Annotated in this window: 13 protein-coding genes; 9 read left to right on the top strand and 4 right to left on the bottom strand. The window is 43.4% G+C overall.

Features of this window, described 5'->3' with window-relative positions:
• The first annotated feature begins 184 nt into the window (after positions 1-184).
• Together NUW02_00065 and NUW02_00060 are read left to right on the top strand one after the other, a co-directional pair.
• The gene (locus tag NUW02_00065) at positions 185-1,243 is read left to right on the top strand and encodes a sigma-70 family RNA polymerase sigma factor (GenBank protein MCR4274435.1); all 1,059 of its coding nucleotides are present in this window, start codon (positions 185-187) and stop codon (positions 1,241-1,243) included.
• Positions 1,244-1,340: 97 nt separating this feature from the next.
• Positions 1,341-2,165, top strand: a complete 825-nt coding sequence (locus tag NUW02_00060) for a PD-(D/E)XK nuclease family protein (protein MCR4274434.1) — start codon at positions 1,341-1,343, stop codon at positions 2,163-2,165.
• A gap of 48 nt (positions 2,166-2,213) precedes the next feature.
• On the opposite strand, the gene NUW02_00055 is transcribed toward NUW02_00060, so the two are convergent.
• From NUW02_00055 to NUW02_00040, 4 genes are read right to left on the bottom strand one after another with little or no spacing between them, the layout of a single operon-like run.
• Positions 2,214-2,894, bottom strand: coding sequence for a DsbA family protein (locus tag NUW02_00055; protein ID MCR4274433.1), 681 nt, complete (start codon positions 2,892-2,894; stop codon positions 2,214-2,216).
• A gap of 60 nt (positions 2,895-2,954) precedes the next feature.
• On the bottom strand, positions 2,955-3,530 hold the full coding sequence (locus NUW02_00050) for a ribonuclease H-like domain-containing protein (protein ID MCR4274432.1): 576 nt from the start codon (positions 3,528-3,530) through the stop codon (positions 2,955-2,957).
• 11 nt (positions 3,531-3,541) lie between these two features.
• Positions 3,542-4,744 carry a histidine--tRNA ligase gene (locus tag NUW02_00045; protein MCR4274431.1) on the bottom strand — a complete coding sequence of 401 codons (1,203 nt, stop codon included), beginning with the start codon at positions 4,742-4,744 and terminating at the stop codon, positions 3,542-3,544.
• Positions 4,745-4,774: 30 nt separating this feature from the next.
• The gene (locus tag NUW02_00040) at positions 4,775-6,679 is read right to left on the bottom strand and encodes a hypothetical protein (GenBank protein ID MCR4274430.1); all 1,905 of its coding nucleotides are present in this window, start codon (positions 6,677-6,679) and stop codon (positions 4,775-4,777) included.
• 55 nt (positions 6,680-6,734) lie between these two features.
• Here NUW02_00040 and murA point away from each other — a divergent pair, with 55 nt between their 5' ends.
• The 7 genes from murA to NUW02_00005 all read left to right on the top strand — a co-directional run.
• A complete protein-coding gene (gene murA, locus NUW02_00035; protein ID MCR4274429.1) occupies positions 6,735-8,045 on the top strand; it encodes a UDP-N-acetylglucosamine 1-carboxyvinyltransferase in 1,311 nt (436 codons plus the stop codon).
• Between the two features lie 6 nt (positions 8,046-8,051).
• A complete protein-coding gene (locus NUW02_00030) occupies positions 8,052-9,068 on the top strand; it encodes a rod shape-determining protein (GenBank protein ID MCR4274428.1) in 1,017 nt (338 codons plus the stop codon).
• Positions 9,069-9,150: 82 nt separating this feature from the next.
• Positions 9,151-9,801: a hypothetical protein gene (locus NUW02_00025; protein MCR4274427.1), complete on the top strand. Its 651-nt coding sequence runs from the start codon at positions 9,151-9,153 to the stop codon at positions 9,799-9,801.
• 7 nt (positions 9,802-9,808) lie between these two features.
• Positions 9,809-10,315 (top strand): Gmad2 immunoglobulin-like domain-containing protein, encoded by a 507-nt coding sequence (locus NUW02_00020; protein ID MCR4274426.1) that lies wholly within the window; start codon positions 9,809-9,811, stop codon positions 10,313-10,315.
• A gap of 35 nt (positions 10,316-10,350) precedes the next feature.
• Positions 10,351-11,010, top strand: a complete 660-nt coding sequence (nth, locus tag NUW02_00015) for an endonuclease III (protein ID MCR4274425.1) — start codon at positions 10,351-10,353, stop codon at positions 11,008-11,010.
• Between the two features lie 169 nt (positions 11,011-11,179).
• Positions 11,180-13,201, top strand: a complete 2,022-nt coding sequence (locus NUW02_00010) for a hypothetical protein (GenBank protein ID MCR4274424.1) — start codon at positions 11,180-11,182, stop codon at positions 13,199-13,201.
• A gap of 147 nt (positions 13,202-13,348) precedes the next feature.
• Positions 13,349-15,689: 6-bladed beta-propeller (locus NUW02_00005; protein ID MCR4274423.1), on the top strand; the 2,341-nt coding region annotated here is incomplete at its 3' end.

Below are 15,689 nucleotides of genomic sequence, written 5' to 3'. Positions count from 1 at the left end.
CACAAAAACTACAAAACGAGTCGTACATCGTGCAAAAAAAATGCCAACACGTTTGTCGAAAAGAAAAGATGCTGGGAAGAAAAAAATGCGCACCCGTGTTATGTCTTCTCAAAATCTTAAAAAAAGCACCGCTCGGATTGTTGTCTTAAAGGCCCCTAAAAAACTTTCTAAAAAAGAGCATGCCATGCAGGACAAGGCAACTCGACTCTACCAAAAAGGACGTGAGCGCGGTTTTGTAACGTATGATGAGATTTTAAAAGAGTTTCCAAACATTGAAGATAACGTACTTTTTCTTGAGGAACTGTACGATACATTTGATACAGAGGGTGTTGATGTGATTGAAAGTGGCGGATTACTTGATTTTGGTGGAGGTGAGGGTTCAGAAAAAGCTGTATATCACAAAGAGGAAAGTCGTTTTGACTCTATTCAGATGTACCTTCGGGATATTGGTAAGTATGACCTTATTTCAGCAGCTATGGAAAAAGAGTTGGCACGTCGTATTGAACAAGGTGACGATGAGGCAAAAAATATTCTCGCCCGTGCAAACCTTCGCCTCGTTGTTTCTATTGCGAAAAAATATGCAAATCGAAGTTCAAATCTCACACTTCTTGATCTTATTCAGGAAGGGAACATCGGTCTTTTTAAGGCCGTAGAAAAATTTGATTGGACAAAGGGTTACAAATTTTCCACCTACGCAACGTGGTGGATTCGACAAGCGGTAACACGCGCTATTGCCGACCAATCACGCACCATTCGTATTCCTGTGCACATGGTTGAAACGATTGCGAAGTACAAACGTATTGCGCGCCGTCTGTCACAAGATCTTGGGCGAGAACCGCTTCCCGAAGAAATTGCAGTTGAAATGGAAATGGATGTTGAAAAAATTCACCATATTCAACAAATCAACCAAAATACTATTTCACTCGAACTTCCAGTTGGTGATGATGACGAAAAAGGTTCAACACTTGGTGATTTCATCAAAGACGAGCACATGCCATCTCCTGACAAAGAAGCTTCCCAGAGAATTTTGGCGGAACATATTAAAGAAGTACTCGGCGAACTTTCACCAAAGGAGCGAAAAATTCTTGAGCTTCGCAACGGACTTGCTGACGGCATTGCCCACACACTTGAAGAAGTGGGGAAGGAGTTTGGTGTGACACGTGAACGTATTCGACAAATTGAAGCAAAGGCGCATGAAAAAATCCGCCACCACCAAAAAGCACAACAGCTGAAGAATTACTAAGAAGCTAGTTAGCTTATAGCTTCATTAGCTTTTTAGTAAGAAAACAGAAAACCACCTGAGTAGGGCGGTTTTTTTGTATCTCTGGTAAAATGCATATATGGCACGAAGAAAATATCCGATTACACACTGGAGTTATTCTTCTCTTATTTCATACCTACGTAATCCTCTAGCGTGGCACAAGCGTTATGTTGAAGGTGTGTATGACATGCCATCCACTCCCGCAGCAGTTGTGGGTCGTGCGGCACACACAACACTGCAACATTTTTACGGCGGATTTTCCAAAGAACAAGCCGTTGCGCTTGGTCTTGAGTTTTTGCAGAATGTACCTGATTTTGAAATTAATTTCGGAAAAGCCACTTCAAATCTTGCAAAGAAGAAAAAACGTCGGCAGATGGAGGCGGAGTATTACCAGGCAACCTCATTTTATCTTGCGCGTCCACCGCGCCACAAAGTACTCGGTGTTGAGGTAAAAGCATTTGCACGCATTCCCAATATCCCGATTCCCGTCAAAGCCATATCAGATTTGGTGGTTGTGTCGCGTGCGGATAGCAGGGCGGTAGATATTGTTGACCATAAATTTGTTGACTCATTTGGCAGTTTTGAGACGGATAACCCACTGTTCATGGTGCAGGCGCTTTTTAACTACTACACCGTGTTGTCCGAGTTTAAAAGACCCGTCAAGCGATTTATTGTCTACGAGTGCAGAAAAAGGAAGAACAAAAACGGAAAATCACAGATGCGACGGCACGTCATTGGTTTTCGTGAACACGAGGAGGAATTCGCACTCTTCCATCGTCTACTTGCTGACGCAACTAAGGATATCCGTACGCGCAAAGTATTTTTACCGAATCCGTCTGATATGTTTGAAGGTAAAAACTCACTTGAAATTTATCGTTGGGGACTTGTTGATAAAAATAAGTAGCACAACCAAAAACACCCCGCCACGGCGGGGTGTTTTTATAGAGTTTTTTTATTTCTGGTCAAGAAGAAGTGTTTTCACCACCTGTTCAAGTTGTTCGTAAGGAAGTGCCCCACCTAAAGGAGTTTTCTGTCCGTCCGGTGTCAATATAACCGTGTATGGTGTTCCGCGTCCACCAGCTGCCATTGCTGCTTGCACATTATCCTCAACTTTTTGCTTGAAAGTGCCGTCGGCAACACATTTTTCAAATGCTGCCTTATCAACACCAAGTCCGGCTGCAATAGTTGAAAGATCTGCAGGTGTCTCATCCGTTCTTTCAAAAAGTGTTCCGAGGTACTTCCAGAATGTTTCGTTGTTTGAAAGTGAAGCAACACATTCAGTACTTTCTGCTTTTACCCGAGCGTTTGGATGCAGTGAATCGAGGGGAAACTGTCGGTATACCCAAGCGATTTTTCCATCTTTTCCGTAAGTATCCATAATGCGACGCATGGTGACATCAAAGGACTGACAGAATGGACAATCAATATCAGAAAATTCAATCATAACAATTGGTGCGTTTGGATTTCCAAAAATGTGGTCGCTGGCAGAAAGAGGTTCAATGATAATCTCTTTCACCTCTCCATCGGGAGTTATTCCTGTGTTTGGTGTTTTGTCGCGAAATATGACTGCTCCTGCCACGAGTGCGCCAGCAACAAGGACGGCTAGTGGAATAAGAAATTTGTTTTCTTGCATATATATGTATATGTTACTTAATTACTATGTATGTAATGTGTGGAAGTATAGCACAAAAAGTTAGAAGCCAAGGGAATAGGTGAGGGCGTGGTCACCCCCTTTTTCCCACTGTGACGTGTCAATAGTAAGCTCTTTGATATCTTGACCATCACGGTATTTTATTTTCTTATTTACAAGGATGTACTCGTAGAGGTCTTTTGTCACCTTAACGTCTTGGAGGCAGTATTTTCTAATCTCATCTACCTTACCTTCTTTCCACCACTGGTATGCCTGAAGTCCATCAGCACTCTTCTTAAGTCCAAGTGTTGCGCCAGCCACATTATTGAGAGAGAGACGCCTTCCGAGTGCACTTTTAATATCGGTCATGATATCAATACTTTTTATTTTAGTGAGATCACCCGGAAAATACTTATTGAGAAGCGGGGTATCAAAATGGTCTGAATTAAAACCAATAAGAACATCGGCACGTTCCAACACGGACCACAAAGCGGAAAATTCTTCTTGTGCATATGAGGTATACACATCGGTTTCATAATCATAGACACCAACAATGGATATATCTAAAAGTACTGGGTCGTTTTTACCGACATCATCAAAAATATTTCGTGTTTCTATGTCAAAAACAACTTTATGCATAACATCGTATTTTATGCGGAGAGTTTTTTAGAAAGCTCGGCAACAGTCCCCGTCGTTTCTTCTCCACGTACAAGTTCTTTGAGTGTGTAGCGGGAGGTTTTTTGTTCCTCTTCGCCAATACAAACAATATAGGGAATGTGTTTTTTATCCGCAACTTTTATCTGGTCACCAATTTTCTTGTCGCCATAGTACATCGCAACGTTTATGCCGTTATTTCGGAGTTCTTTTGCAAGTAATTCAGTGGTGTCTGCGTATTCACTGGAAATAGGGCAGAGCATAACTGTAGCTGACGGAGCAATCTTGGGAAGAAGCCCGTGTGTATCAAGAAAATCTCGCATAATAACGTCTCCCATACCGAATCCGACTGCAGGAACTTTTTCATCCCCAAACATTTCAAGAAGGTTATCGTAGCGACCACCACCAAAAATAGATCGATTATTGTCGGCGTGCGTATCAAAAATTTCAAAAACAATTCCTGAGTAGTACGCAAATCCACGGACAACTGAAGGATTGAAAATAACGTTTGAAATAGCTCTTTTTTTAAGAGTTTCAATAACCGCGATTGTCTCTGTATCGGCCTCTAGGGCAAATGGTGTATCTGAAATCTTTTTCCACTCAGTTGCAAATTCCTCGGCCGACATCTTTCCTTTTTTATCAAGAAGAGGTATGGCACTGGAAGGTAGAGTGTCAAGTAGTTTTCTATTATTTACCTGTATTTGAAAATCAGAATCTTTTGCACCAAATGCGGTCATGATGTCATGAGCGAGAGAAATTATCTCAGTATCAGCTTCAATTCCAGAGACACCAAAGATATCTGCATTTAATTGCCAAAACTCACGAGTGCGACCACGTTGAGGACGCTCATACCGAAAACAGTTTGGAATAGAAAACCAACGAAGAGGGGTGGGGAGTTCGCGACGACAACCAGCCACCATGCGCGCAACTGTTGGAGTCATTTCTGGACGAAGCGTTACTTCTCGGCCGCCGCGGTCAGTAAACGTATACGTCTGTTCGTTCACAATTTCCTCGCTTGTTTTGGAACGATACAGCTCTGCGGGCTCAAGAATGGAGGCATTGTATTCCTCATACCCATACCGTTCTAACACTTTTCGCCATACATCAAAAATATAGTTCTGTACGGCCATATCTTTAGGGTAGAAATCCCGAACGCCCTTGTATGGCTCTGTGGAAACTTTTTTACTTTTTTCTGTCATGTGGTCGTATTGTACCACGCTCCCAGCACACTAGAGAAGCGAATCTGGGTCAACATTCACCGTGTACTGAGGCGGAAGAGCGCGGAGAATGTGCACGAGTTTTATGTCAGGCCATGCATGGCGAGGAAGTGTGAGTAAAAGGTGTGCAAAAAAAGAATTTCTAATTTTGGATATAAATGCAGGATACACAACAGGTGAGTATTCACTGAATTGTTCTTTAAGAGCATTTAATTCTTGAAGAACTGTTTCCTTTTGTCCGTGTCTTGAAATTTTAATAAACAGAGTAAATGGTGGGTAGCCAAACTTTTTTCTAGACGCCTCTTCATAGCGATACATTCCCATTCCATCTCCCGCTTTTGCATATACAAGAGATGCGTAGTCGGGGGTGCGCGTTTGAATAAAAAGTCGTTGTGAGACAAGAGAGGCAAGTGTTGTTACGAGATGAAACACACGTTCTCCCATATGAAAATCAGGTAAAAAGGTGAGCGTATCAAGAGATGCAACAATAGCGACATGTGCAGATTTCGGACGTATGTGGGGAAGTGCCATCTCTGTTCCTAGTAAAATGCCCGACGATGTTTTTTCCCATGCATCTACTATTTTTTGTGCACTTTGTGGAGTAGTCGTGGCGTCGCGACTTACAATAAATGTGAGCGCAGTGGGGTGTTCAGTGTTTAAAAAGTGAGCAATTCTTTCTATACCAACACCGTACGTCTCTAATCGCCAACTTGAACATACAGGACACACCGTCTGTGCATTTTTTGATTTTCCACAGCGGTTACATTTGAATGAGCGAGATTCCAGAACATCTTTTAAACCGTACAACACCATGGGCGCATCACAGGAGTCACACGACAGTATGTGTCCACAGTCTCTACAGACGGTAAATGGAGCAAATCCTTTTCGAACACAGAAAATAAATAGACGATGCTTTTCTTGTAATGCCTCAGCAATTGCAAGACGAGATTCTTTTGAAAAAAGTGGAAGTGGGGGAGCGTTTTCGGCAGATGGCTCTGTGCGCATATCAATAATTTGTATGACATTAGAGCCTTCTTGTCGAAGAGATGGGCGGGCAACTTCGGATACTGTATGTTGGTAGTATCGATACAATGTTTCAATACGCAAAAACGAATCGCCAAGTATTGCGTCACACTTCTGATGTTTTGCAAAAGATTCAATACAAAATCTATAATCAAGAAATGGTCGTTCGCGTTGTTTGTAATTAAGTGACGATTCGTGCTCTACGACATAGAGCCCCATGTCGTGTCGTGGAAAAAAGGCCAATGCAGGTGTTGTAATGACGAGTACCGAATGCTGTGCCTCTAAAATACTTTTGAGCGTTTCGTATGTTTTTTTTGGAGTAAGACGACCAGTGAGCACAAAACATCTCCCCTCAATTCCTTTTATGAGATGCTGTCCTAGACGCTGTGCTTCTGCGATGGTCGGACACACAATACACACAGACAATGCGTGCGCAAACGATTCTCGAGTTAATGCTTTATATCTACTAATACGAGCTTCGTCTCCATCTTCTAATATTTTTACCTCAGGTATTTCGGCATGGGTTGTGAGGGCGGTGTCAGTTCTCTGTGTTTCTCGAAGTGCGCGAACAAGTGATGTAGAGACAAGTGCCGAAAATACAATACCACGCGATGTTGCGTGATGTACTGCTATGTCATTACACGTTTCAATATATGCTTTAGAGAAAGCGGTTTCTGATTCAACGCTACAAATTTTTTTCATTGAAAAGCCCGCACGACGAATGGATGCTTTCTCTCCATGGGCCGACTTTGATTCAATAACGAGTCCTAGTATTTTTTGTGTGCCAAATGGAATAGTTACCAAGGTACCACTTGAAAGCTCCTTGTGAAAATAATACGAAAGGGGCGCAAGGACTGGTTTTGGTGTGAATGGGACAACGGAGATGATGAACATACTGTACATGCTATGATACCACTGGTAACTCCTCTGTGGGGGTACTACCATTCTCATGAGCAACACACAAGAAGTTTTTAATATTACAGGACTTAACGGAAAGAAGACTTTCTCAGGCCGTATAGCTGTTTCGGGAGCAAAAAACCACATTCTTCCACTCTTGGCAAGTACGGTACTTTTTGAAACCCCAGTGACATTTTCTAACGTTCCAAACATAACCGACATTGATGACATGTCGGCACTTCTCACACATGCTGGTGCTCGTGTGGTTCGTGGCAACCACACTATTGAAGTACATCCGGCACATATTTCAAACGGGGTTTTTGATACAGATCTGGCTCACAAGTTGCGTGCATCTATAATTCTTACAGGACCAATTTTGTCGCGACTCGGAACCGTTTCATTTCCTACACCAGGGGGATGCATCATCGGCAAGCGACCCATTGATCTTTTTCTTGATGGGTACACACAGATGGGCGCACATATTGAAGAACACAACGGAGAATCATTTGTCATCACTACAAAAAACGGTCTTGTGGGGTGTGAGATATTTTTTCGACTGCAGAGTGTCACTGTTACAGAAACGCTTCTTATGGCAGCAGTACTTGCACGCGGAACAACCGTTCTAAAAAATGTCGCATTGGAACCCGAAGTAACAGAACTCGCATACTTTTTGAAATCATGTGGAGCACAGATAGAGGGAATTGGAACCATGACCTTGACCATCAAAGGAACTGAAGGAAAACTACTCTCGTATACTGCTGAAACACCATATCAGGTTATTCCTGACAGAATTGAAGCGGGAAGTTATATGGTGCTTGGAGCATTATGTGCAGAAAACCTTGAAATTACTAATTGCAATCCAGCTCACCTCGAACTACCCATCCGTATCCTACAAGGTTGTGGCGTGCCTATTGAGACCACCGATTCAACTATTCGCATTGTGAATAATACAAAAGAAAACAAAGAATTTACGTGTGGTTCAATACGTACTCATGAATATCCAGGATTTCCAACTGACCTACAGGCGCCATGTACCGTCTTTTTTACACAAACGACGGGCGAAAGTGTTGTTGAGGAGATGGTTTTTGAAGGGCGTTTGGGATACACCAAAGACCTCGTCTACATGGGTGCTTCTATTGATATTGCTCATCCACACCGTGCAGTCGTCAGAGGCCCGAATAAATTGAGTGGTCGGGAGTTATACACACCAGATTTACGTGCTGGTTTGGCATACGTTATTGCCGCGTGTGTTGCAAAGGACACATCACGTGTTCATAATGTGCACTTTATTGACCGTGGGTATGAACAGTGTGAACAAAAGCTTCGTGAAATAGGTGTATCAATTGAACGAACAACTCCATAAAATAGCATGTCATCCTTTTTCTCAAAAAAAATTGGAATCGACCTCGGCACAACAAATGTGCTTGTGTTTGTTCCTGGAAAAGGAATTGTACTCAACGAACCATCTGTTGTTGTGGTTTCGCAAGATGACAACAGAATTCTTGCAATCGGTATTGATGCAAAAGAAATGATTGGTAAGACGCCTGACAATATTATTGCGTACCGTCCAATGAAAGACGGTGTGATTGCCGATTATCGTGTTACTGAAGCAATGTTGCGTTACTTTATCAACAAAGCTCTTGGTAAATGGAATTTCTGGAAACCTGATGTTCTTGTTTCTGTTCCCGCAGGTGTTACGTCAACCGAGCGTCGTGCTGTTGTAGAGGCAGCAATACGCGCTGGCGCACGACAGGCATATGTCATCAAGGAACCTATTTTGGCTGCCATTGGGGCTAAGATTCCTATTCAAGACCCAGAAGGACGTATGGTTGTTGATATTGGCGGAGGAACAACTGACGTTGCGGTTATTTCTCTTGGAGGCATTGTGACGTCCACATCAGTAAAAGTGGCTGGTAATAAACTTGATCAGGCAATTGTTGATTACATAAAAAAGAACTATAACCTTTCTATTGGTGACAAAACTGCCGAGCATATCAAAATTAAAATTGGTTCAGCTGTTTCGGTTGAAGAAGAATTATCATTGCGCATACGTGGGCGCGATGTGGTTACAGGATTGCCGAGAGAAATGGAAATTCGTACAAATGAAATTGTGAAGGCAACCCGTCGAGAATTACGAGAAATGGTGCGTGCAATAAAAGACGTGTTCCAAGAAACCCCACCCGAGCTCTCTGCAGATATTATTGAAAAGGGGATTGTTATGACGGGAGGAACGTCTCAGCTGCGGAATTTTCCTGAGCTTATCTACCGAACGACGGGTGTCCGCGCCGTCGTGGCAGATGACGCTTTATTGTGTGTTGCTAAAGGAACGGGTATAGCACTTGAGCATCTTGATACATACAAGAAATCAATTATAGCTAAACGCTAGATAATGACAAATATCAAATTTCAAAAAATACTAAAACCCTGAATACCTTTTGTAATTTGCTATTTGAAATTTGCTATTGTATATGAACTTATTTGACCATCACGCATATCGCATACATGGTGATCCTACTGCCATTCGTTTGCATGTTCACAAGCTTGTGCAAGAGGCTCTCGACCAAGAAAAAGTAGAGGTAACGTACCTTGAAGAGTCTGCCGATACACTAACTATTGATGCAGTTCGAGCACTCCAAGAACAACTACGTACACGGGTACGTTTGGACGAAAAACGAATTGTGTGTATCAGCTTCTCACTCGGTACTGAAGAAGCACAGAATGCGCTTTTGAAAGTGTGTGAGGAGCCGGGAGACAACACCATTCTTTTTTTTGTAACACCATCAGAGCACGCATTGTTACCAACACTTCGTTCTAGAACAGAGCACATACCACATGGAGCGCACACGGAAAAAAGTTCTGTTGATGTTATTTCATTTATAGCATCTCCGTACAGCGAACGATTTAAAATGCTTGAACCCTTGATTGAAGAAAAAAATAAAGAACAGATGGTCCGTTTTGTAAATGCACTTGAAGAATACACAGTTGCCCAAAAAGACAGCGACATAAAAATATCTTTTCTACGTACACTTGAATTAGTTCGTTCATATATTCTGACTAGAGGATGTTCACCAAAACTTCTGCTGGACCTTTGTGCTGTCTATGCGCCGCGTGTAAAATAACCACATCATGTCATCACAACGCAACACGTTTGTACTCGTAGGCAGCCTTGCCTGCGCTTTTATCCTCATTAGTATCGGTGTTTTCTATTTTTTATTAAGAACCCCAGATGCTAAGCAGTATAATCTTGATGGAACAATGTTATCTCAAAAAACTGAGGAGGTTTCTAAGGTGCGTGACGAAAAAGCACAATCTATCAGTGTATTCACACCACGCTTTAATGAACGCGTAGGATCACCGGTGTCTATTAGTGGAGAAATGACACTACCACAAACAGCTTTATATTATCGACTAAAAAATGAATCAGGTGATGTGTTGTCATCTGGGTATGTAACCACTGAACACACAGCGTCTCAAGCAACGAATGCTTTTCAGGGCAATCTAACCTACACGTCCGTATCTGGAGGAAATGGGACTGTTGAAGTTTTTGTGTTGTCAGAAGATGGCGCGAGTGAACTATTTTTGGTCACTATTCCTGTTTTTTATACTGAAACACCCACACTTACAAAAAAGTAGAACGCGTATCACGTAACATGTAGCATGTATCAAATATGATGTTTCAAGAAAAAATGAAACGAGCACGTACCATCAATGCTCGGCTCAAAAAATTATTTCCCAATGCATCAATGGCATTACGTTATGGCAATAACTGGGAGCTTTTAGTTGCTGTGATTTTGTCCGCACAATGCACCGACAAAAAGGTCAATGAGGTCACAAGAGAATTATTCAAAAAATACAAAACAATAGATGACTACGTAAATGCCGACCCAAAAGAATTCGCCCTTGATATTCACTCAACTGGTTTTTTCAATGCGAAGACAAAAAACATTCTTGGCGCTGCAAAAAAGATTTTGAATGATTTTGATGGAGAAATTCCAAAAACAATGCAAGAAATTCTTACCATCCCTGGAGTTGCACGAAAAACGGCGAATGTTGTGTTAGGAAATGCATACGGAATTGTTGAAGGAATTGCTGTAGACACCCACGTAAAGCGTTTTGCACAAAAATTTGCTCTTACGTCACACGCTGACCCAAAAAAAATTGAGCAGGATTTAATGATACTTTTTCCAAAGAAGGATTGGTTTGTACTCACGTATCGTCTCATTGAATACGGGCGTCAAATTTGTCCTGCGAGAGTACACGATTGCACACAACATCCTATTTCAAAACTGTATCCCGATGTTGCTAAGCGCTGGCCGAAAGCACGATAGAAAGTGGTAGCTAGTAGTTGGTATGTAGGGTAGGTGGGAAAATACAAAGAAGCCAGGCTTCTTAAAAGTTATACACAAAAGAAACATGCATGGGGGGGGGTAAAATGGTACTCTAACCTCATACTCTCTAACCCTGAGCGAGGTTTAACCTCGCTACACAGTATATTTTATGAAAAAACTTTTATTTGCAGTCGTGCTTTTTATTACACCCCTATTCGTCTTTGCAGGTACCATTGAACGGGTGAGTATTTCTGATGCCGGCGTTGAGGGAAATAATACATCCGATCTCACTCTCTCTGCTCACACTACATCTTCAGACGGACGCTATGTTGCCTTTAGTTCAATTGCTACCAACCTCGTCGCAGGGGACACAAACGCCGTAAGCGACGTCTTTGTCTACGACCGCACACTCAATACCATCGAACGCATGAGTGTCACTGATGCGGGTGTTGAGGGAAACGCAACTTCCTATGGTCCGTCAATCTCTGACGACGGACGCTATGTTGCCTTTGCTTCGGATGCTACCAACCTCGTCGCAGTGGACACAAACGCCGTAAGCGACATCTTTGTCTACGACCGTACTCTCGATACCATCGAACGCGTGAGTGTCACAGATGCAGGTGTACAAGGAAACTCCTATTCGGCAGAGTCCCCAACCATTTCTTCTGATGGGCGCTACGTTGCTTTTGACTCGGATGCCACCAATCTTGTTGCGGGAGACACGAATGTAAATACCGATATTTTTGTCTATGATCGTGATTTAAATACCATCGAACGCGTGAGTGTCACTGATGCTGGAGTTGAGGGAAATTCTGCCTCGTACTACCCTGGTATTTCTCCAGACGGACGCTATGTTGCCTTTGCTTCGGATGCTACCAACCTCGTCGCAGGGGACACGGGTGGGTTTCGCGACATCTTTGTCTACGACCGCACACTCAATACCATCGAACGCATGAGTGTCACTGATGCGGGTGTGCAAGGGAATGCTATTTCACAGAGTAATCTAGGTGCTCCCTCTATTTCTTCAGACGGTCAGTATGTTGCTTTTTATTCAAGCGCCACCAATCTTGTTGTGGGAGATACAAATGGTCAAATTGATGTATTCGTCTACGACCGCACACTCGATACTATCGAGCGCGTGAGTGTCACGGATGCTGGCGAACAAGTAAGCAACACGTCATTAAATCCTTTCATTTCTTCTGATGGGCGCTATGTTGTGTACAGTTCAAATGCCTCCACCCTTGTTTCAGGAGATACGAACTCAAAACGAGATATCTTCGTCTACGACCGTACTCTTAACACTGTTAAACGAGTTAATTTGAGTGATGCGGGGGTGCAGGGAAATAACACATCGGACCACCCCTCTATTTCTGCCGACGGGAGATATGTTTCTTTTTCTTCAACCGCCACCAACTTCGTCACAGGTGATACCAATATAAAATCGGATGTCTTTATTGTCGACCGCATTCCAACTCTCACCGTCACCACCACGGTCACCAACGATAACGGTGGCACCCTCGCTGTCGAGGACTTTCCACTGTTCGTGGACGGTGTGTCCATCACGAGTGGTGTTGCTACCACGACACTTGTCGCAGGCTCATACACTGTCTCTGAAACCGAAGATGCTACGTATGCAGCCACCATCGGTGGTGACTGTGCCGCTGACGGTACTATCACGCTCTCCTTCGGCGACACTGCAGAGTGTACCATCGAGAACGACGACATTGCGCCACCCACCCTCACCGTCACCACCACAGTCACCAATGACGGTCAAGGCTCAGCAGGTATCGGTGATTTTCCACTCAATCTCGACGGCCTTACCATCACGAGTGGCATGGCAACAACAACCACGGCAGGGGCACATACACTCACCCACAGTACTCCTGCAGATACCACCTATGATATCACCTGGGGAGGAAACTGTGCAGAAGACGGTACACTCACCACAGTACTTGGCGAAACCTACACCTGTACCCTCACAGCCAACGACAGTGCATCCAACACGGGTAGTGGAAAAGGAACACGCATCAGTACGCCATCGACACCACCAGCAACACCACCTATTTCTCCAACACCACAACCACTTACCTTTGATGAACAAACAAAGCTTATTACCGACCTCCAAGCACAACTTCTTCCTCTCATGCGCCAGCTTCTCCTCATCCTTCTTGAGCAACTGGCGGGGATGTAGAGGATATAATCTTCCGAAAGTTAGACCTTCGAAAGAGGTTTTGGAGGTTATACACAAAAAATATGCGTGGGGGGGGTAAAATGGTACTCTATTCTCATACACACTAATCATAGACGAGGTTAAATCTCGCCATGTACCTCTATTTATATGAATTATTTTTTTCGAAGTGTTGTTGTTGGGCTTCTTACACTCGTCATTGCATTTCCAACGGTTGTTTGGGGGGCTGTTGCATACACGTATTCCTCACAAATTCCTGCACTAACAACACCACAATATATTTCCGTTGAGTTAATCAATGATATTGCGTTTGACTCTGTTGGTAACATGTATTTTACCTACACTGCGTACAGCAAACGTGGTGTATATAAACTTGATTCAAGCGGTATATATACTACTCGGTGGGAAAGTTCTTCTGGTACTGGTAATGGACAATTCAGTACATCGGTGACCGGTATTGTAGTAGATTCATCAAATAATGTGTATGCTGTCGACACTAATAACAATCGCATCCAGAAATTCGATAGCAATGGAACATTCCTCTTGAAATGGGGCACGTCGGGAGCAGGTGATGGACAGTTCAGTAGTGCGCGGGGAATTGTAGTAGATTCTCTAGACAATGTGTACGTCGTTGATGCAGACAATAGTCGTATTCAAAAATTCGACAGTGACGGCAACTTTCTCACAAAGTGGGGAAGTAGTGGTTCGGGAGATGGACAATTTAGTTCCGCATATGATATTGCTTTAGATGAAAACGATAATGTTTATGTTGCTGATTCAGGCAATAGTCGCATCCAAAAATTTGATAGTGATGGAGCGTTTCTTGCAGTGTTTGGATCAGCTGGTTCGGGTGATGGACAGTTTAACACAGTGTATGGTGTTACTGTTGATTCAGAAGGAAATGTGTATGGCACAGATGGGAACATCTCCCGTGTAGAAAAATTTGCTTCAACGACAGCCTTTGTTGCCCAGTGGGGCACATACGGTACTGCTAACGGAGAGTTTGACACGCCCGGATATATGGGCATTGATGGATCAGACAATATTTATGTTAGTGATGCTTCCAACATAGACATACAAAAGTTTACGTCTGCAGGAGCGTTTGTTTCAAAATTTGCAAGAAAATCAACCGCAGATGGTATTTTCGGAGCTAACGGTGCCTCAGGAATCGTGATTGATTCAAATGGAAGCGCATATACTCTGGATGCATCAAACAGACGTGTTCAAAAATTTGATAGCTCTGGAGAGTTTCTTTTGAAATGGGGTTCGTTGGGTTCAGGTGATGGACAATTTGGGGCATCTTCTGGTGGAATAGCAAAAGATTCCTCAGGAAATATATATGTGATTGATACAAGTAATAGACGTGTTCAAAAATTTGATAGTGATGGTGTCTTCATTGCGAAGTGGGGCTCGCTTGGTTCTGGTGACGGACAATTTAACTCTCCATACGGTATAGCAATAGACGCATCAAACAATGTCTATGTTGCAGATTCTAACAACTCACGTGTTCAAAAATTTGATAGTGGTGGTGTCTTCGTTACAAAATGGGGAACGGTTGGTAGTGGAAATACCCAATTCAACTTTCCAATAGATCTTGCAACAGATTCAGAAAACAACGTCTACATCATCGACAGCACTTTAAATCGTCTCACCAAATATGACACTGACGGAAACTATCTCACCAAGTGGTCCTTCTCGAGCCCACCGAATGCCGTTGTTATTGATACAGATGACAATGTATTTATTGTTGATAACACCAACCGTACTGTCAAAAAGTATTCTTCAACGGGAACATATCTTACAAAAGGAAATACACAGGAAGGAAATGGGAGTAGTGAGTCATCAGGTATGGGCGCACTTGCCGTTGATACTACAGGAAACATCTACGTCAACAACCTTGCACAGAAACGTATCCAAATCCTCGCACCTCTCACGGTTTCTACCACCGTTTCAGAGAGCGCGCTGAGTATCACCGAGGGTGCGGATGACACGTATACTCTCGTCCTCACCGCAGAACCAGAATCAAACGTCGTCGTCACACCAACGGTTGTGCCACCAGTGTCTGGTGGGTCATTCACTGTCTCTCCTACAACACTCACCTTCACTTCTGCAAACTACGCAACACCACAGACGGTCACAGTAACTCCTACTGACAACACGGAGCACGAAGGAGGTCGCATTGCTTCCATCACACACGCAGTGGTCTCTTCTGATGTGGGCTATAACGACAGTACTATCGCCTCTGTTACTGTGGACATTGCCGACGACGACGGAGGAAGAAGTGCCGCTCGTTCTCGAGCACAAACATCGTCACCTTCCGAAACATCTACCACAACCCTTCCGGATATAGCAACGCTCCGTGCCACACTACGAGAATTACTCGCAAAACTTCTTGCCCTCGGCGGAACCCTTCCACCAGGAAGTGGCCAGTATCTTGAAGAACATCCTACGTCTACACCGTCATTCACCCGTGATTTAGAGTTTAGTGCAA

This window comes from Candidatus Campbellbacteria bacterium (assembly GCA_024653945.1).
Taxonomy (GTDB): Bacteria; Patescibacteriota; Minisyncoccia; order Phycocordibacterales; family EsbW-18; genus EsbW-18.
This window is presented reverse-complemented; position numbering and strand designations above follow the sequence as displayed.